Raw genomic sequence first — 19,470 nt, forward strand, 5'->3', positions numbered from 1 at the left:
TGCCCGAGGTGGGACTCGAACTGTCTTCCAAGCCTGCAAACACTGGGAAGCCCCGGAAACATGCGGAATACGGAGCAGTTCGACCGCAGTACCGCCCGTTCCGAGGCGCAGGGTGTGGACAATGTCCACCCCCTGTTTTTTGGCTTCACCAGGTGATTCCTCGACCGAAACCAGCCGCGGTTGATTCCTGACGAACCTCCACGTCGGCCAGCCAGACTGGTGGCGAATCATTCCGGCCTTAACTGAATTCATCCTGCGGCGCCTGTCTCCGCGGCGAATGCCGTTGCTTGGTCACGCACTTGCCGGAAGTAGGCGACGTTTCGTCACGTCAGGCAGGCCTCGCCGGGATGACCTACTACTACTACTACTGACGACGTCGCAGCTGATGCACGCCTTTCCTCAACTCGATGCCCGGAGAGCTTGAACGTATGTTCCGACGCGCTCGAGCATGTGCGCGTCATGGGGACCCCACTCCGGATGCGAAGTACCGGGCCCGGTATAGGGCTCATCCCGGTAGTGATGCTGGTACTCGGCAAGCTTCTGTTCGAGCTCGGCGCGAATTTCCGCGTAGTTGGGGTCGTCGGCTACGTTGCGGACCTCTGTGGGGTCCTCCCGGAGGTCGTACAGTTCCCACTCGGCTTCGAATTCACGTCCGGAGGCGCCGGGGACGCCCAGACCTGCACCATAGTAGTGGATGAGCTTGTAGTCGGCGGTGCGGATGCCGTAGTGGGCGGGGGCTTCGTGGATGGGGTCGTCGTGTTCCCAGTACCGGTAGTAAGCGGCATCCGGCCAGTCATCGATTTCCTCCCCGCGCAACAGGGGGCGGAAACTGCGGCCCTGTGATGTAGGAAGAGCATCGGCGGCGTTGATACCGCAGATGTCCAGGAACGTGGCGGCGAAATCGACGTTGGTGATGATCGCTTCACAGCGGCTGCCAGCAGTGATTTCCGCCGGCCATCTCATCAGCATAGGCATCTGCAGTGACTGATCGAACATCAGCCTCTTGTCGAACCATCCGTGGTCACCGAGAAAGAACCCTTGATCTGAGGTGTAGACCACCAACGTATTCTCCGCGAGTCCGCGGTCCGCGAGGTGGTCGAGCAGGCGGCCGACGTTTTCGTCGATGGACTGAATGCACTGTAGGTAGTCGCGCATGTAGATCTGGTACTTCCATCGCATCCGCGCTTCTCGGTTCTCGGGCCCCCGCAGTTCCTCCGGGACCTCTGTCTTCAAGTCGTCGGCGCCCATGTCGTCTGCGATGGTCATGTGCACGCCGCGGACGGCCTGGCTGCGGGTGGCGTAATCGTCGAAGAAGGTTTCCGGCTCCGGTATCTGACCGTCCGCGTAGAGGTGCTTGTGTTTCTCGTCGGGGATCCACGGACGGTGCGGTGCCTTGTGGTGGACAAGCATGCAGAACGGTTCCTCGCCGTCCAGCCCGTCCAGCCAGTCGATGGACAGGTCAGTAACAATGTCTGTCGCATATCCCGCCACGGTCGCACTGCCACTCGCATCGATCATCTCCGGGTTGATGTAGTCGCCCTGCCCGGGAAAGATCTTCCAGGCATCAAACCCCCGAGGCAGAGCTTTCCCGTGCTCCCCCAGATGCCACTTTCCAAATAGCGCGGTTTTGTATCCGTCCGCGTGCAGCACGTCCACGAACGTGGGTACCCGGTAGTCCATCTCGGTCCAGATCGATGACACGCCATTGATGTGGCTGTAGGTCCCGGTGAGGATGCTCGCCCGTGACGGGCTGCAGATCGAGTTTGTGCAGTACACCGAGTCCAGGCGCATGCCGCCCTGGGCGATGCGGTCCAGTTGGGGGGTCGCGTTGACACGGCTGCCATAGGCCGAGATCGCGTGCGCAGCGTGGTCGTCGGACATGATGAAGATGATGTTCGTCTTCGACATTTTCTTCCTTTTCTTATCTGTAGTTGCTTTACGTCCGCGACGGACTTTGGTCCGACCGTCAGGCGCGCATCCAGCACGGGTGCCTCGATGCGCGGCGGGTACTTCGTTCATCCATGCTGTTTCCGGAGCAGGCCGTAGGGAACGGCGGGATGGGCCCGGACGATGTAGCTGCCGGCACCGGTGCGGGTGACGAGGATGCCCATTCGGTGATGCGCCGCAGTTTCCCTGATTAGCGCAATAGCCTCGTCCAAAGCGGGATCTACTTCGGCGGCGCTGTGCACGTTGACTTCCACCATGCCTGGCAGTCGCTTGTTCCGGTCAGGTTCGTGGCTGGCAGGACGCTGAGTGGACACTGTTTTGTTCATCACTTCCATCGCTGGTTCCCCGCTGCGTTTACCGGTCGCCTTGCCCAAGGCCCACTCGTGCCGTTAGGGGGAGATCCGTGACCGACGTGCCGATGCGGAGGATGTAGTCGCCGGGTTCGTAGGTCCAGCCGTTGTCCCAGTAGGCGAGCAGCCGCGTGGGAAGATCCAGGTCAGCCGTGACGGTTTCGCCTGGTTCAGCCCACACAGGGATGGACGCGACGAGCCAACGGACAGGGCGGTCGACCGCGGAACCTGGCTTTTCGGCATACACCTGGACCACGTTCTTGCCAGCTCTTTTACCAGTGTTGGTCAGACGTACGGCAAGCGGGACGACGGCGCCCGGGGCCGCTTGCGAGGGGGCGTCGGCAGTATCCAGGGTCCAGTCGGTGTAGCCGAGACCGTGGCCGAACCCGTAGGCCGGTGCCGTGCCGGCTTTGAGCCATGCGCGGTAGCCGATGTGGATGCCTTCATCGTAGGTGAGCTTCCCGTCGGCGTCGGGGGTTACGTTGATGACGGGCACGTCTTCCTGGGTGCCGGGCCAGGTGGTGGGGAGCCTGCCGCCGGGTTCGGTGGCGCCGGTGAGGATGTCGGTGAGTGCGTGGCCGAATTCCTGGCCGCCGAAGTAGCCGATCAGTGTCGCAGCGACCTCGTTACGCCACGGCAGCAGGACCGGTGAACCGGAGTTGACGATGACCACGGTGCGGGGGTTGGCGGCGGCGACTGCGTGGACCAGGCGGTCCTGCAAGCCGGGCAGTTCGAGGGTGGTCCGGTCGTAGCCTTCGGATTCGACCCGGGAGTTGGTGCCGACCACGACGACGGCGATGTCGGCAGCCTGCGCGGCTTCAGCAGCCTCAGTGATCAGGGCTTGCGGGTTGGAATCGTCGGCTTCAGTGCCGATGGTGATGCTCAGGGCGTTGGCCAGTGAACCTGTACGGTCTGCTGTGTCCAACTCCACGCGCAGCCGGAGCGGGACGCCTGCTGCGACCGGGACGTTCACGGACGCCGAGGGCGGGGCCAGGAAGGCGGCACCGAGGTCTGTTCCCTCGGGCACGATGTTGGCCTCGTGCCGCAGTTCCCCGTTCACGAATATCCGGCCGTTGCCGGCAGTGGAAAAGCCCAGCCTGATGCTGCCCGTCTCCTCTGGCGTATAAACGGTTTCGAACTGCACCATCGACGAGGCTATGATCGGGGCATCCCCGCCGAACCAGACTAATGCTGTGGCTCTGCGGTCCTCCGCGAAAAGCTCTTCACCGTTCGCGTCGAGGAAGCGCACCCGCATCCCGGGCGCTCCGGTGACAGGGTTGGTGATCTGTTCGAGCGGCAGTTCGGCGATGCCTTCCTGCACAACCGCGCCCACACTGTAGGTCACCTTGTCGGCGCCAAACACTTCCCGGATACCCTCCAGGGGGGTCACGATCTTTTCGGGGACAACGGTGGCGGAGCCGCCACCCTGGGTGCGCGCGTAGCGGGCGTTATGACCGATGACCGCGACTGTCTTCACTGCGGACCGGTCCAGGGGCAGGACGCCGTCGTTCTTCACCATCACGGTTCCGGCGGCGGAGGCTTCCCGGGCGAACGCGATGGGGTCTTCCCTGTCCGCTTCCTGCAGCCCAACGGCGTCGAATCCTTTGAGGGCACCGACCCGGGCAGCGAGTTGCAGGATCCGCAGGACCTTCCGGTCGATGCCCGCCTCCTCCACTTCCCCGGCTTTGACTGCCGCGACCAGGGCTTCGCCCCAGGGGCCTTCGGGTCCAGGCATGACCAGATCCTGGGAATGCCGGGCGCTGTTGATGCTCCTGACTGCGGTCCAGTCGCTGATGACCACGCCATCGAAGCCCCATTCGCTGTTTAACGGGGTTTCCAGGAGCTCGTTTTCGGTGGCGGTGGCGCCGTTGATCGAGTTGTAGGCGCTCATCACCGCCCAGGCCTTCGACTCGACAATGGCCTTCTCGAACGCGAGCAGGTACAGCTCACGCAGCGGCCGCTCCCCCACCTTCACGTCCACGGTGAAACGGTCCGTTTCTGAATCATTGGCCACATAGTGCTTGGGAGTGGCGCCGACACCGTTGCGCTGCGCCCCGGAAACGTAGGCCGCGGCAAGTTCCGCCGTCAGGACCGGGTCCTCACTGAACGCCTCAAAGTGCCGGCCGCCCAGGGGCGAACGGTGAAGGTTAATTGTGGGACCGAGCACGACGTCGACGCCCTTGCGGCGGGCCTCGACAGCGGACGCGGCACCCAGCCGGTCAGCAATAGCCGGATCCCAGGATGAGCTGATAGCGGTCGCAGACGGAAAGTTCATAGACGGCTGGCGCTCGTCCCACACCTCACCCCGGACGCCCGAGGGGCCGTCAGAGACGACCATCCGGCGGAGGCCGATCTTCTCCATCGGCCTGGTTGTCCAGAAATCGCGCCCGGTCAGGAGCTGGACTTTCTCTTCCAAAGTCAGCTCCTGTACCAGTGCTTCGATGCGCTGGTCTACGGTCAGGGTCTCCATTGTTTCCTTCTTTCACTGCGGGTCGTTAAGGCCGGTGGAAGTGGCCGTTGTTCTTGTGTCGCTTCGAGGTGCTGTCAATGTGCGCCGGTGTTGGCTGTCTCCACTGGCACTGTGATCCGACTTTCTTCGCTGGGCCGGAAGCCGAGACGCCATGCTTTGAACCGCAGATTCCCGGTATTCCGGACGGACACAGGTCCTTTGTAGAGGTGCCAGGTGCGGCCGTCCTCCTCGGGGCTTCCTGTGACTCTTTCCATGAGTTTCCTAGGCTCTTTGGGATTTCCCGGCGGGGCGGAGGTCCAGCCAATTGAGGCGCCCGGCGTCATGCAGCGGGCGGCCACACCCTTTGCAGTTATTGAAACAGATGGCGTTGCGGTTACGGGTGCCTTACCATTGGGCCGCCAGCCTTCCCTTAGCTGCCGTTCGGGCAACATGCCAAGATCTCCAAACCCGTCCTGCCATGCCTGAAGTGCTCCCCTCAGCCGAGCCAGCTCTTCGGAATGTTCTGGGTCCCGGGCGAGATTGTGGGTTTCGTGGGGGTCCCGGGTGAGGTCGTAGAGTTCTTCTTCGGGCTTGGTCGCGGCGACAAGGCTGCGCTGGAGTTCGGTCAGGAGGTTGGGCTGTTCCCCGCATGCGAGTTGCCGTGCTTCCTCCCCAGCCAGTCGACGGAGCTCAGACCAGGTGGCAGTGTGGTCCGGGTAATCGATGTGCGGCATCGGTGAGCGGTCCGGGTGGAAATTCCTGACATAGCGGTACCGTCCGTCGCGAACGGTCCGGGAGGTGTCTTCTGACTCATCCATCCGGTCGCGCCCGGAGTAGACGTAGGCGTTGTGGTCGTCGTTGAAGCTTCCGTCCAGCCCGAACAGCGGCTTTCCATGCATGTGTGCCGGGATCGGCATCGCGCAGACTTCAAGCATGCTGGGAGCCAGATCCATGGTGTGGACGAGGTGAGTCCTGACAGTGCCGGGGTCAATGCGGCCTGGCCAGCGGATGAGCAGGGGTACCCGCAGTCCCGCTTCGGTGGCCCAGCGTTTGGCCCGTGGCATCCCTCTGCCGTGGTCGCTCCAAAAGACCACTATGGTGTCCTCGGACAGGTCATCTTCCTCCAGTTGCTCGAGGATCCCCCCTACCCAGTGGTCCATCTCGGTGATCAGGTCCGCGTATCTCGCCCAGGCCTTCCGGAAGGTGTCCGTCTCTGGATAGTAAGGGGGCAGCGGGGCGGTTGACTGTTTGTGCCGGTGTCCGGCGGCAACGTGGGTGGTGGCAGCCTCGAAGGAGTCGTCATCGAGGTAAATCTGTGACTCGTGGGTGATCATGCCGTGGAACGCTGCGAAGAAGGGAGTATCCTCGTCCGGCCGATTGCGCCAGTGCGCAGTTGGGCTGCAGTCATCGAAAGCGGTGGGCGGCACGTCGACTTGGAAGTCGGTGAATGAATTGTTCGTGCAGTAGTAGCCTGCCTGCCGGAAGTACTCCGGTAACAGCTTCACTTCCGCGGGCGGGACAGCCTTGGTTCGCATGTGCATGGTGCCGATGGCAGTGGGGAAGCATCCAGTCACGATTGCCGAACGGGCGGGCGCGCACACGGGTGCAGCGGCGAAGGCGTGGTCAAACCGTGCGCCGTCCGCTGCGAGTCGATCCAGGTTTGGGGTCAGAGCGTACTCTGCCCCAGGCCATACCCCGGCATAGCATCCAAGGTCCGGGTTGATGTCGTGTGTGGAAATCCAGACCACGTTTGGGGATTTCATGGGTTGGGAGAGCCCGTCAATTCGTTTGCTGATCCGACTGTTGAGCGGAAGTCCGGTGCCAGCGGATCTCCGGTGCTGGTCATCCAAGCGGCCAGGGTGTTTCTTTTCGTGCCGAGGATGGGCGCCAGCGCCGGGTCCTGTGCCAGGTTGTTCAGGCATCCCGGATCGAGGGAGAGGTCGTAAAGCTCCTCAGGTGCGCGTGTGAGGTAGAAGTCAGCACGCTGTCGAATCGCCTCGTCGTGCTCCGCTGCCTGCAGCATGGCAGGCCAGGACAGCCCCCACATGTTCTCGGCACGGTATTGCATGGTGCCGTCTGCCCAGCCGTTCCAAATGTAGCCGTAGCGGGCGTCCTGGACACAGCGCATCTCAAAGCGTTGTTTGGCTGACGTTTCATGGAAGACCGTGAAGACTTCGTCGCGGCCTTGTTCCTCCCCGCCGGCGAGAAGGGGTGTGAGGGATTTCCCGTCAATGCCCTCCGGGACGGGTACCCCTGCGGCGTCGCAGAAGGTGGGAAAGAGGTCCAGCATGTTGACGAAGGCGTCGTCGTTGCTGCTACCGGGAGTGGTCACACCGGGCCAGCGGATGATGAGCGGAGTCAGTGTACTGCGGAGGTAGCAATTCGCTTTCGCGAAGGGGAAGGCCATTCCGTTGTCCGATATGAAGATGACAAGCGTCTCCTCCGCAGCCCCCGTACGTTCCAGTGCAGCGAGCACCGCCCCCACGACGTCATCGCAGCGCCGGGAGGAGCTCAGGTACTGGGCATATTCCGCGCGGACGCCGGGTAGATCCGGAAGGAAGTTGGGGACGTCCACCTCATCGGCAGAGAACACCTTGGACGGCTCCGGGTATTCGCTGCGTTCCTGATCGCTCCAGAACTCGCGCTCCTGCTCGCTGCCATGGAACGGGCGGTGGGGGTCGTGGGCATTAGCCATAAGAAACCAGGGGCGCCCTTCCCGTGCTGCCCCCGTCATGAATTCTTCGGCCCGGCTGCCGTAGGCTTCCGGGTTCCGTCCCAGGCCCAGCTGGCGCATATCGGCTGCCATATCCCACCCGAACCGTTCCACAGGCTGGATGTGTCCGACCTTGCCGAGGATTCCCACCGTGTACCCGGCGTCCTTGAGCTGATCGGTAATCACGCCGATGCCGTCATTGATCGGTTCGAAGCCTTCGGCGCCGTTTCGGTGCGGCCACAGCCCCGTCATCAGCGCCGAACGGCTGGGCTGACATACGGCCGCCGGGACATGCCCGCGATGGAAGGTCATTCCGTCGGCGGCGAGTCTGTCCAGGTGCGGGGTGGCGTCTTCCGGGCCGCCGAAGGAGCCGGGGGTGTTTCCGTCCATATCGTCGGCCGTGATCAGGAGAATATTTGTCACGCTGTTTCCTTTGATTCGTTGCGCATGGACAGGCCTAGTCGGTGCCGTACGTGTTGGCGATGTAGACATCGCAGGGAGCATTGTGAGCCACGCTGTTGGCTATGCTGCCCAGCACCCGGCCTACACCCTGCATCCTTCGGTTTCCCACCACGATCATTCGGGCGTTCACGCGTTCCGCCTCTTTGATGAGTGCCTCGGCTGCCTTGCCTCGGGCGGCTGCATGGGTCACGGTTGTTGCCCCTCCCAGGGAGTTGGCGACGAGTCTGGCCACGTTTTCCGCACTGTCAGCGTCGGAGACCACTACTTGGTCACTCCCGGTCCCGAAGGTTCCGGTGCGATCACTGTCGAAGGCGGACACCACGTGAAGAGTGGCTCCCAGGGCTACGGCCAGATCCCGGGCACGTTCGGCAGCCTTCTTCGCTGTTCCACTGCCGTCCACGCCGACAACGATTGTTCCGCTCATCAGTGCGCTCCTTCATGTGCCTCTGGTTGCGCGCTGTCCAGCAGCCTCCCGGCCGGAACGCTCCGGGCAAAACCCCTGTGTCCGGCCCCGAGCATGTTCGCCTTTTCCATTGGCGGCACTCCACTAGGCATTCTGGGTTGCGAGGAGCTGACGGCGTTCTTCCCGACGGCGGGCCTGGGCGTCAGGGTCAGCTACCGGTGCAGCGTAGAAGAGCCGCTGGGTGTAGGGGTGCTGGGGGCGGCTGGTGACCTGGTCGCCGTCGCCGAATTCCACAATTTCCCCGCGGTACATAACCGCAACCCGGTGGCTGATGTGGCGCACTACCTCCAGGTCGTGGGAGACGAAAAGGTAGGCGACGCGGGTCTGCTCCTGGATGTCCTTGAACAGGTCCAGCACCCGGGCCTGCGTCGAGAGGTCCAGGGCTGAAACCGGTTCATCACAGACGATCAGCGCGGGTTTCAGTGCCAGCGCCCGGGCGATGGCGATGCGCTGGCGCTGGCCCCCTGAGAATTCGCGCGGCAGGCGGCTCCCGGCATCTGCGGGGAGGCGGACCATCTCGAAAAGGTCTTTTATCCGCTGGGAAGATTCAGCCTTGGGGACCTTGCGGACCGTGAGCGGCTCGGACAGGATCTGCTCGACGGTCAGGGACGGGTTCAGGGAGGTGTAGGGGTCCTGAAAGACCACCTGGATGTCGGCGGCCAGCCGACGGCGGTCGGCTCGGCTGGCGTGCGCGATGTCCTCTCCGCGGAACAGCACCTTTCCCTCGGTAACGGGAGCCAAGCCGAGGACGGCACGGCCCAGGGTTGTTTTGCCGGATCCGGACTCGCCGACCAGGCCGACGCACTCGCCCTTCTGGACGTCGAGCGAGACACTGTGCAGCGCGCGGAAGGGTTTGCCACGAAAACCGTGGCCGGGATATTCGACCGTGACGTTCTGGATGTCCAGCAGAAGCTCACTCATTGGACTGCTCCCTTCGGGGACGGGCTGGCCGGGCTTCCGGCAGCAACGAGCGGACCTCGGGGTTCGGCCTCGCTGAGAATGGCGCCGAGGAGCTCCTGGGTGTAGGGGTGACGGGGGGAAGTGAAGATCGGCCGGGTGGGTCCGGTTTCCACTATTCGTCCGAGCCGCATGACGGAAACCCGGTCGCAGAGGTCGGCGACGACTCCGAAATTGTGCGTCACCAGGACCACCGCCATATGGAACTCCGACTGCAGGTCGCGCAGGAGATCCAATACCTCGGCCTGGACGGTGACGTCCAGAGCAGTGGTGGGCTCGTCGGCGATCAGCAGGTCGGGATTGCACGAGATGGCGCCCGCGATGAGGACGCGCTGGGCCATGCCGCCGGAGACCTCGTGCGGGTAGGCGGCGAACGTGCGTTCGGGATTGGGGATGCCTACCCTTGCCAACAGTCCCAAGGCGCGTTCCTTGGCTTCCTTGGCCGAGATGCCCAGGCAGATCTGCATGGGTTCGACAAGCTGGCTGCCGATCGTGAATGACGGGTCGAGGTTGGACATGGGCTCCTGGGGGATGTAGGCGATGCTGCGCCCGCGGATTTTCTCCATTTCCCGCTCGGAGAGCTTCGCAAGGTCCTTGCCTTGGAAGTGGATTGATCCCCCGACGATCTTCCCGTCCTCAGGGAGCAGCCGCAGGATGGCCCACGCTGTCTGCGTCTTTCCCGAACCTGACTCACCGACAAGACCGTGCACTTCGCCCCTGCGCACGGTAAGGGAGACGTCATTGACGACCTTCTTGGTTCCGCCGTCCGGGGTGGGGTATCCAACGGAAAGGTTGGTCACTTCCAGGACGACGTCCCCTTCAGGAGCGGCCATCTCTTCGTGCCGTATGACCTCATCTGGCGCTGCCGCCGCCGCAGCAGCCGCAGCAGCTGCAGCCGCCGTCTTTCTCCGGTTCTGCTTGCGGGGTGCGTTGGAGTGTTCAAGCTCGTCACGGAGGCTGTTGGCCAGCAGGGTCAGGAAGATCAGTGTCAGGGCGATCGCCAGTGCTGGCCAGAGGATGAGCAGCGGGGAGGTGTAGAGGTTGGTGAAGCCGTCGCTGAGCATTGAGCCCCAGGTGGGGACGTTGATGTCGCCCAGTCCGAGGAACTCCAGTCCGGACTGGACTGCCAGAGCAATGCCGCCAACGATCGCGGACTGAATAACGATGGGGGCGCGGACGACCGACAAAATGTGGACCGCGATGATCCGGGCGTCGCTGAGGCCCGAGACCCGTGCTGCGTCAACATAGAGCTCGTTGCGCACGGCGGTGACCGAGGCGTAAACGAGGCGGAAAAATGCCGGGGAGAGCAGAGCCCCGAAGATCAGCATCGCCGCCCAGAGGGAGGGACCGACGACCGCACGGGCGGCCAGCAGGACGATAATATTCGGCAGTGCCATCAGCAGGGAGATGAGCCAGGTCCAGCCGTTGTCAATCCATTTGCCGAAGTACCCCGCCAGCAGGCCGCCGGTGACGCCGATGACCATGGCGGTCAGGAGCGCAACCAACGCACCGGCCAGGCTGAACTGAGCACCGAAGAGCAGCCGTGAAAGGACGTCGCGGCCTGCGCCGTCCGTGCCGAGCGGGTTCCCTGCGCTTGGAGGGGCGAGGACGTTCTGGATGTCGGAGGTGTTGGGATCGTGCGGGGCCAGCACCTGCGCGAAAACTGCGCAGAAGATGGCGATGGCCAGGAACGCCAGCGACGCCAGGCCAAGCGGATTGTGCAGGATCCTGCGGAAGAGGGAGACCTTGCCCGCCTCGTGGGGGGCGACCACGATCTGCGGGTCTGTGGTGTGTGCGGGAGTGGTCATGACAGGCGCACTTTCGGGTTGAGCCAGCCCTGGGCGAGGTCGACCAGGAGATTGAAAACGATGACAATAACCCCGGTGGCAACCAGCAGGCCCATCACCAGCGGAATGTCACCTTGGGCGGTGGCCTGAACAGCGACCTGTCCGAGTCCCGGGATCGCGAAGACCTGCTCCACAATCACGGCCCCGCCCATCAGGCCAACGAAGTACACCGCGAGGACCGCAAGGGCCGGGCCGGCAGCGTTGCGGAGCACATGCTTGAGGATGACGCGCCGGATGGGGATGCCGCGGCTGCGAAGGGTACGGACGTAGTCGTTGCGGAGGGCGTCCATTACTGAACCGCGGATCTGCTGGGACACGGCAGCGATGCCGCCCAGGGCCAGTGCGACGACCGGCAGTGTCACTGTCTTCACCCAGCCCGAGGGTGAAGTGGTGAAGGCTACGTAACCGGTGGGGTCAAACCAGCGGAAGGTCAGGGCAAAGAGCAGGACCAGGCCGACGGCGAAAAGGAAGCCGGGAATGGCGAAGCCCAGCAGGGAGATCACTTGGGCTACGCGGTCAACCCAGCCGCGCTTGGTCGCTGCGAGCACTCCCAGCACCACCGAGACGATGGCGATGATGATGACAGCCCCGGTGACGAGGGACAGGGTGACGGACAGGCGCGAGATGATCGCCTCGCTGACCGGCTGGCCGCTGAACCAAGACGCCCCAAGGTTTCCGGTGAGGGCGTTGGAAACCCAGTCGCCGTACTGGACCAGGACCGGCCGGTCCAGTCCGAGCTCGGCAGCCTTTTGTGCAACGGTCTGTTCATCGGCGTTTTCGCCGAGGATCTTCCGGGCAATGTCCCCGCCACCGAGGTAGAGGAGGGTGAATCCAAAGGTGGTGATGGCCGCCAACAGCACAAGGCCTGTGAGCAGCCTTCTCACAATGAATGCAATCATGATGTGATCTCTCGATTGGTTAAGGTTCTGCCGGGGGCCTACTTCAAGACCCCCGGCAGAAGGCCTAGGCCTTGGGGGTGATGTTCCAGAGGTTCGGCCAGGCGTTCCCCTGATTGAGCTCAACCTGCGTTTCCGCGTCGGTGACGAAGAAGTTCGTCGGCGCGTACCAGGGGGCGAACCATGCCTGGTCCACCACATACTCGTTGAGCTCCTTAAGCGCTTCCTCCCGGTCCCCGCCCTCGGCGGTGCGGACGGTCGCGATCAGCTCATCGACCTTCGGGTCCTGGTACTTGAAGGTGTTCCAGGTCGCTGTGGGGGCAATGAGGTTGCTGATGAGCTGCCACTCGTTGGCATCACGCTGAAGCGTGAAGTAGGAAACGCCGTACTTCTTACCCTGCAGGTCGGCGATGATGTTCTGTCCGACATCGACGTAGGAGACCTTGATACCCACATCGCCAAGCTGCTGCTGCAGCAGCGGCCACATCTGCTTGGGGAAGCCCGGAGATGTCGGAATTGTCAGTTCAAAGCCATCGGGGTAGCCGGCCTTGCTCAGGAGCTCCTTGGCCTTGGCGGGGTCATAGTTGTACTTGTCGTTGAGCTCCTCGTCATAGGCCGGGGAGTCCTCGCGGAAAACCTGTCCGGTCACCTCACCGAAGCCTTGGCCGACGACCTTGAGGAAGGCATCCCGGTCAACTGCGTGGTTGATTGCCTGCCGTACTTCTACCTTGCCCAGGGCCGGGTTGCTCTCACCTGCCCTGTCGAACAGCATGAGACCGGCAAAATTCAGGTTGCTGCCGTTGTCGGTGAAGCCGGCCGCCTTCACCTGCGGGATGATGCTGACATCGTTGATCGCGGACGCGTCAAGCTGCTTGCCGCGCAGGGCGTTCAACAGCGACGTGGCATCGTTGTAGACATTGACGGTCAGGGAGTCGTACCTAACCGCATCCGGGTTCCAGTAGTTGGGGTTCTTATCGAACTTGTATGAGGTGCCCACAACAGTCTGGCCGGTATTGAGGGTGTACGGTCCGGAACCGACCGGGTTGGTCTGTACGTCCGGCTTGTCGAAGGCGGCCGGGCTTCCCTGCATGCCGGCGGCCTGGGCAAGGTAGATCAGGAAGGCAGGATTGGCCTGCTTGAGTTTGATCTCGAGCGTTGTCTCATCCTGCGCGCTGGCGTCGGCAAGATCGACGATCTTGCTGCGCTGCGGTGAGGTGCCGTCGCGGAAGCGGAGCAGGTTCTGCGCTGCTACCTCGGCTGTGAACTTGGTGCCGTCGGTGAAGGTGACGTCATCACGCAGTTTCAGAGTCAGGACGGTCTTGTCCTCGTTGTACTCCCACTCCGTGGCCAGGTGGGGCTCCACGTCCTTGCCGTTCGGGGAGGGCTTGAGGAGGCTGTCGTAGACGGCCTGGAAATAGATGGACTGGTTGCCCCAGTTAAGGTTCCGCGCCTCAAATGTCTGCGGCGGGATGATGTTGCCGACAATGAGGCTGGGGGCCGTTTGGGCCGTGCCACCGCCACCACCGCCGCAACCAGCCAGCGCAAGACCGGCAGCTATGACGGCTGCAACGGCTGCCTTCTTAAAACGCATCATTACGTCCTTTCAGCTGTGGAGGCACCCGGCTGTCTCTCGCCGCAGCACCTGCCGCTCAGCATTGAGCAGTAATTCGAGAATGACAGATTGTGAGCCGCAACACAAGACCCGAGCTACGCCACTTGTTGCATAGCTTCTTCTCCGCGTACCCGCTAATGGCCTGTTCGTACACATCCACTAGTGCTATAACTGACTCAACAGGTGGGCGCGCCGGGGGCGCCACCGGAGCGAGCGGAAAATCAGCAGACAGGAATGTATCGATGAAGATCATTTACGTGGACGTGGACTCCCTTCGTCCGGACCACACCGGTGCCTATGGCTATGGCAGGAACATCACGCCCAACTTGGATGAGATGGCCAGAAACAGCGTCGTCTTCGACCGGTATTACTGCTCCGACTCACCCTGCCTGCCTTCCAGGACAGCTTTGACCAGCGGCCAGCACGGAATCACCAATGGAGTCATTGGGCACTTTGGGGACGATGCACGGTTCCGACTTGACGCCGGCCACGCGCCCCACCCCTTCCGTCCACTTCTCGGCCAGGCCCTGAATATGGCGGGCTACACCTGCGCGGCCGTGTCGTCCTTCGCCGAAAGGCACCGCGCCTACTACTTCATGGGCAACTTCCGGGAAAGTGTCCAGGTCACGCCCGACATGGGCGACGAACCAGCCGACATGATCACCGAGGCAGCCGTGGATTGGATCGGAAAGCACCGGAACGTGGAGAACTGGTATCTGCACGTAACATACTGGGACCCGCACACGGACTACCTGCAGGACGAGTCGTGGACAGCAAAGGCTGCCGCTTCAGGCCCTGCCCCGGCCTGGCCTGACCAGGAGGCCATTGACGCTCACGCCGAAGTCTATGGTGCACGAAGTGCGTTGGACCTCCACTACTCCGCCGGGCCGCGAAAATCCCGCGTGCCTCACAACATGCCTGATGAGATCCGCACGCGCGCGGACTACGAGCACCTGATCAATGGCTACGACGGTGCCATCCACTTCTGGGATTCGGAGTTCGGCAGGCTGCGGCGATCAATCGAGGAAATGGGCCTTGCTGACGAAGTGGCTATTGTGGTCTCCTCGGACCACGGGGAATCGTTTGGTGAACTTGGCCTCTACGCCGAGCACGGCCTCGCCTCCGAACCCGTCCACCGCCTCCCGATGATCGTCCACTGGCCCGGCATTACAGACCAGCCCGGAGCTGCCGCCACGCGGAACGACGCCCTGCTGTACAACATCGACTACGCGCCGACCATCCTCGACCTGCTTGGAATAACACAGCCGGAAAAATGGCAGGGCAAGTCCTACGCACCCGCTGTCCGGGGCGAAGCCATCGAGTCACGGCCCTATCTGGTGTGGGGACATGGTGCCCACACCTATCAGCGGACAGTCCGGACCCGTGACCACCTCTACATCCGCACCTACCACCCTGGCTGCTTCCGGGCGGAACTGGAGTCCCTGTTCGATGTGACAAAGGACCCCTACCTCACGAAGAACGTGATCGATATCGAGCCCGACCTCGCTGCCCAGATGAGGTCCAATCTGATGGAATGGCTCGGGTTCTACGCCGGGACACCCGGGGCACTTCCGGATCCTATGCAGGGTGCGCTGCAGGTGGGACCCACCCTTTACAATCAACCAAGGGATTACATGGAACACCTTCGCAACACCGGCCGCGGTCACCTTGCCGAGCACCTGAGCGAGCGACTGAATCCAGGCAACGGAGCGACCCACGTTTCATGGCATGCACAGGTTTCGGTGGACGAGGCGGATCGCGAGGCAATGCGTAAACGGTTCGCCGCATCAATCATGGCCCAGGAGGAAAAGTGACGACTGTACCCGTCCAAAAGAAGCCGCTTCGAGGCCGAGCCCGCCGCGAAGCCCCGGCCTCTCTGGGCCGGCTCGAAGTGATCTTGTTGAGCCTGCTAAGCACCAGCGCCCGGACGGGATACGACGTGCGCAAATGGCTGGACCGCCACGGCGTCTACGTGGGGTACAGCACACAGACCTCACAGATCTACCGGCAGTTGGGCAAACTCGTGGATCGGGAGTGGGCAGTTCCCATTCCCGATCCCCGGGATTCCGGACCCGATGCAAAGCTCTATCAGATAACGGATGAAGGCCGCCGGAAGCTGCAGGAATGGATTGACTCACCCTATGAGCCTCCCACGCGGCCCTTGGACCCTGACTTCCAGGTCAGGCTTCGTTTCGCCGGAACCCACAGCCCGGAGAAGGCATTGGAACTCGTCCGCATCGAGCTTCAGTTCCGCCGGGAACACCATCAGAACCATCTCATCGTTACAGAACTCGCAGAAGAGGACTTCGGCCCGGACGAGAATGAAGACGAGCGGTACTGGCGAGAGGAACTCGTGAGGCTTCAGAGCGAAAGAGGTCTCTACATGGTCAACAGTCTGATGGCCTGGCTGGAGGCGACGGAGGTCCGCTTGGAGGCCTTGATCCGGCAGCGGGACTCGAAGAGGAAAGAATGAACCCATTGCATTTGGAAGATTCAGCCGCCGGCCATGGAAGGGGCTGCTGTGCCCCAGCTCGTGGGGAAGGAAGGCCGCCGGTATCGGCCGAAACTGATATCGCTGCCCAGGGATCCATCAAGCCGGTCCATGAGGATGTCCTGATCCCGGGCGGGACGTATGTCATGGGGGATGCTTTCGGCGAGGGGTATCCCGGCGACGGGGAATTACCCACTCACGAGGTTCTCCTAGGCCCGATCAGCATTGACGCCACAACAGTAACGAATCAGATGTTCGCAGCTTTCATCGCGGCGACCGGATACCGCACCGAAGCCGAGGTTTATGGTTCCTCCGCGGTCTTCCACCTGCTGTCGACCGCCAAGAACCAGGATATTCTCGGCGCAGCGGCGGGCGCACCCTGGTGGCTGAACGTCCGCGGCGCCGACTGGGCCCGCCCGACCGGCCCCGACTCTCGCTGGGAGGACATCCCGGACCACCCCGTAGTCCACGTCTCGCACAACGATGCCGATGCCTACTGTCGTTGGGCAGGGCGCCGGTTGCCTACTGAAGCGGAGTGGGAATATGCCGCCCGCGGTGGGTTGGCGGGTAAGCGCTACGCCTGGGGTAACGAGCTCACCCCGAACGGGGAACACCGCTGCAATATCTGGCAGGGAACATTCCCCGAAACCAACACCACCAAGGACGGGTATATAGGCACGGCACCCGTGAAATCATTCCCGCCCAACGGGTACGGTTTGTACGAGGTCGCCGGAAACGTCTGGGAATGGTGCTCCGATTGGTTCCTGCCCAAGTATTATCGCAATTCACCCACCGATAACCCCACGGGCCCAACGATCGGCGCTGGGCGGGTAATGCGTGGCGGTTCCTACCTCTGTCACGATTCGTACTGCAACAGGTATCGGGTAGCAGCCCGTACTTCTAATACGCCCGAATCCTCCAGCGGTAACTGCGGATTCCGCACGGTGGCGCTGTAGATGACCCTTGAGGGGTAGCTGAGCCAACCAACCTCCTCTCACTGCGAACCTCAACGGAGACGTTTCGCAATGATTCCGACTGATTTCCAAAGAATCGGCAGGGTCTCATGCAGCCAAAAGCTCGGTACATCAGACTTACCCGGCAGCAACTGCGGATTCCGAAAGGCAACCGAATAACGTGGACAGCGACAAGACGCCCGGCGAAACCGGCGCTCCGCCATCACGCGGGAAGATAGCGGAACGACTGCTACCGGGAGGCACGGAGCCTGATCCCCGCTTTACGCTTGCGAATGAGCGCACTTTCCTGGCCTGGATCCGCACGTCCCTGGCGCTGTTGGCGGGCGGGATCGCCATTGAGGCGTTCACCTCAGACTTGTTCGTGGAACCTGTGCGCAAGGGCCTCGCAGTAGTGCTGCTGCTGCTTGGCATGATGCTGAGTGCCGGCTCCGCCGTGCGGTGGCTCCGGGTAGAACGAAGCATGCGCAACAAGGCACCGCTGCCGTTGCCGCTCATCGTCCCGCTGCTGGCCGGGGCAGGCGCACTATCCGCCGCCCTTGTCCTGATCTTCATCCTCTGGCGTTGAGTGCATGGGACGCAACAGCGGGTCCGCGGCGAGCCACGGGGACCCGGGCCTCCAGCCGGAAAGAACTTCCCTCGCCTGGGGTCGGACCATGTTGGCCCTGGTGACGGTAAGCGCCATTTTCCTCCGATGGCTCCCGCAACACGGGCTCCCCATTTTGCTGCTTTTCGCCGTCGCGACGGCGGCGGCTGCCGGCATCTATTTCACCCAGCGCCGCCGCTTCGGCGCCAGCACAGGGAATCGCAAAACAGCAAATCAACGCCGCTGTACCCGCCGTATTCTCGACAGCCTTCACCGGGGTGGTGCTGGCCGGCCTCGGCATCACCGTTGCCCTGTTCGCCACTTTATTCTCGTCTCCGTCTCTTAGGTAGCCGGACCCAAACTGGCTAGGTTCCGAAAAGCCTTCACGGGCTGGGGAGTTTGTCTAGTTAAGGCACACCCCAACCTGACGTCAGGCATGAACCTGCAGGGCTGTCCGGGTAGGGTTTCGATCCCTTTCTTTTCTCACGGCGGCTCGAGAACCTTCTTAGATCTCAACAGACAGGGCATTCTTTCGGGCGCCTGTGCGCGTGCTCACCCCAGGGATCGGCGGGCAGTCGGCTACCACGTCATAGATGAGCTGGTCCTCCGCGACCCGCACGCCACCGGTCGGCTGATGGGTCGTCATCCGGCCAGCCCGCATCAGGTGCACCGGTTTCGCTCCGTCGAGCAGCAGGGCGTGGTCAGCGATCAGCCGCCGGTGGCACCGCCACCAAACCGATTCACTGCACATGATGGCCGTGTGCCGTTCTGCTGCTTCCGCCAGCACCTCTGCCAGCGCAGCGGCAAAGCCAGCCGTGCGCATGTAGGCCGCGTAGGCACGGAAGGAATCATTACGCAGGGCGGTGTCTGGCGAGTCCGCCGGTAGCTTACGGAAGCCGCCCAGCCGCTGCTCCCAGCGGTAGGCAATCCCGGCCGCTGGCAGCCATTCTTCCAACCGATCTTTGCCGAAGTGCGGATGCTTCCGGCTGCCCGGGCCGATCCGCACATCGACGACGGCAGCAACTTCCGCCGACTGCAGCAGGTTCCGGAAGTCCTCCTCGCTGGAGGCACCGTGGCCCACAGTGATCAGGATCGCAGGTTCGGGCCTCATGGGTTCGAGCTTACTGCCGTCATAGCTCTAGCTCATGGCCAGTTGGGTTCGGCGTCTCACCGTTCGGTCATGCAGTCATTCAGCAGGCTGGCAATGAACAGGTATGAAAGACCAGCCAGGCAGCAGTCTTCCGCTTCGGTTCATCACGGTAAATATCCACAGCGTCATGCAGTCGAATCCCACGGCAACCATGAACAGCTATCAACGGAAAAGCCCTCGATCCGTGGAGAAGGGCGGCGAGCATCATGGGCCACAACGTAGGCCAACATTGCCTCGCCGTCGGGCAGTATTGGACAGCCTGTGGGCGTCCGGCGACACCGATTCCCTACCGGTCGGAAGCACGTCATGCCGCCCTCCCCCGCACCCACCATGAAGAAGCAGAACAGCCACCAACAGCCGCTAAGGAGGAACCTGGTAAACAGCCAACGATGCGCCAAAGAAACTCGCACCAAATTTTTCCCGAGTCATGTTGGCCGGTCCATGAACGCCCATGAACTGGTATCGAACAACAACCCGTCCACCCAGGAAGGCAAGGAGGCACCCTGCCACACCACCGGCCAGCAATGAAAAAGGCCCCCGAAGGGGCCTACAAGTGAACAAAATGTGCACACTCAG

Annotated in this window: 16 protein-coding genes; 5 read left to right on the top strand and 11 right to left on the bottom strand. The window is 62.6% G+C overall.

The features are described from left to right. Positions 1-399: 399 nt before the first annotated feature. From AC5RU7_RS17620 to AC5RU7_RS17665, 10 genes are all read right to left on the bottom strand, one after another. Complete coding sequence (locus tag AC5RU7_RS17620) at positions 400-1,908, bottom strand: sulfatase family protein (RefSeq protein WP_494053313.1); 1,509 nt, start codon at positions 1,906-1,908, stop codon at positions 400-402. A 107-nt stretch (positions 1,909-2,015) separates the two neighbouring features. Then, a complete protein-coding gene (locus AC5RU7_RS17625; RefSeq protein ID WP_494053314.1) occupies positions 2,016-2,273 on the bottom strand; it encodes a hypothetical protein in 258 nt (85 codons plus the stop codon). A 28-nt stretch (positions 2,274-2,301) separates the two neighbouring features. Then, a complete protein-coding gene (locus AC5RU7_RS17630) occupies positions 2,302-4,767 on the bottom strand; it encodes a beta-glucosidase family protein (RefSeq protein ID WP_494053315.1) in 2,466 nt (821 codons plus the stop codon). A gap of 74 nt (positions 4,768-4,841) precedes the next feature. After that, positions 4,842-6,509: a sulfatase family protein gene (locus AC5RU7_RS17635; RefSeq protein ID WP_494053316.1), complete on the bottom strand. Its 1,668-nt coding sequence runs from the start codon at positions 6,507-6,509 to the stop codon at positions 4,842-4,844. Continuing rightward, entirely contained in the window at positions 6,506-7,882 is a 1,377-nt protein-coding gene (locus tag AC5RU7_RS17640) for a sulfatase family protein (RefSeq protein ID WP_494053317.1), read from the bottom strand. The genes AC5RU7_RS17635 and AC5RU7_RS17640 overlap by 4 nt, the downstream gene beginning before the upstream one ends. A gap of 34 nt (positions 7,883-7,916) precedes the next feature. After that, on the bottom strand, positions 7,917-8,345 hold the full coding sequence (locus tag AC5RU7_RS17645; protein WP_494053318.1) for a universal stress protein: 429 nt from the start codon (positions 8,343-8,345) through the stop codon (positions 7,917-7,919). 123 nt (positions 8,346-8,468) lie between these two features. Then, entirely contained in the window at positions 8,469-9,305 is an 837-nt protein-coding gene (locus AC5RU7_RS17650) for an ATP-binding cassette domain-containing protein (RefSeq protein WP_494053319.1), read from the bottom strand. Continuing rightward, the gene (locus AC5RU7_RS17655) at positions 9,302-11,149 is read right to left on the bottom strand and encodes a dipeptide/oligopeptide/nickel ABC transporter permease/ATP-binding protein (protein ID WP_494053320.1); all 1,848 of its coding nucleotides are present in this window, start codon (positions 11,147-11,149) and stop codon (positions 9,302-9,304) included. Before AC5RU7_RS17655 ends, AC5RU7_RS17650 begins: the two co-directional genes overlap by 4 nt. After that, a complete protein-coding gene (locus AC5RU7_RS17660) occupies positions 11,146-12,087 on the bottom strand; it encodes an ABC transporter permease (protein WP_494053321.1) in 942 nt (313 codons plus the stop codon). The genes AC5RU7_RS17655 and AC5RU7_RS17660 overlap by 4 nt, the downstream gene beginning before the upstream one ends. A 64-nt stretch (positions 12,088-12,151) precedes the next feature. Next, positions 12,152-13,675, bottom strand: a complete 1,524-nt coding sequence (locus AC5RU7_RS17665; protein ID WP_494053322.1) for an ABC transporter substrate-binding protein — start codon at positions 13,673-13,675, stop codon at positions 12,152-12,154. A gap of 263 nt (positions 13,676-13,938) precedes the next feature. Here AC5RU7_RS17665 and AC5RU7_RS17670 point away from each other — a divergent pair, with 263 nt between their 5' ends. From AC5RU7_RS17670 to AC5RU7_RS17690, 5 genes are all read left to right on the top strand, one after another. Further along, on the top strand, positions 13,939-15,510 hold the full coding sequence (locus tag AC5RU7_RS17670; RefSeq protein ID WP_494053323.1) for a sulfatase family protein: 1,572 nt from the start codon (positions 13,939-13,941) through the stop codon (positions 15,508-15,510). After that, entirely contained in the window at positions 15,507-16,169 is a 663-nt protein-coding gene (locus AC5RU7_RS17675; protein WP_494053324.1) for a PadR family transcriptional regulator, read from the top strand. Before AC5RU7_RS17670 ends, AC5RU7_RS17675 begins: the two co-directional genes overlap by 4 nt. After that, on the top strand, positions 16,166-17,143 hold the full coding sequence (locus AC5RU7_RS17680; protein WP_494053325.1) for a formylglycine-generating enzyme family protein: 978 nt from the start codon (positions 16,166-16,168) through the stop codon (positions 17,141-17,143). The genes AC5RU7_RS17675 and AC5RU7_RS17680 overlap by 4 nt, the downstream gene beginning before the upstream one ends. A 178-nt stretch (positions 17,144-17,321) precedes the next feature. After that, positions 17,322-17,726, top strand: coding sequence for a YidH family protein (locus AC5RU7_RS17685; RefSeq protein ID WP_494053326.1), 405 nt, complete (start codon positions 17,322-17,324; stop codon positions 17,724-17,726). Positions 17,727-17,814: 88 nt separating this feature from the next. Then, positions 17,815-18,090 carry a hypothetical protein gene (locus tag AC5RU7_RS17690; protein ID WP_494053327.1) on the top strand — a complete coding sequence of 92 codons (276 nt, stop codon included), beginning with the start codon at positions 17,815-17,817 and terminating at the stop codon, positions 18,088-18,090. Positions 18,091-18,249: 159 nt separating this feature from the next. Here the strand turns inward: AC5RU7_RS17690 and AC5RU7_RS17695 are convergent, their stop codons facing one another. Beyond that, positions 18,250-18,855 (bottom strand): DUF488 domain-containing protein, encoded by a 606-nt coding sequence (locus AC5RU7_RS17695; protein ID WP_494053328.1) that lies wholly within the window; start codon positions 18,853-18,855, stop codon positions 18,250-18,252. Positions 18,856-19,470: the final 615 nt, after the last annotated feature.

The sequence above is a fragment of the Arthrobacter sp. K410C genome, assembly GCF_059090105.1.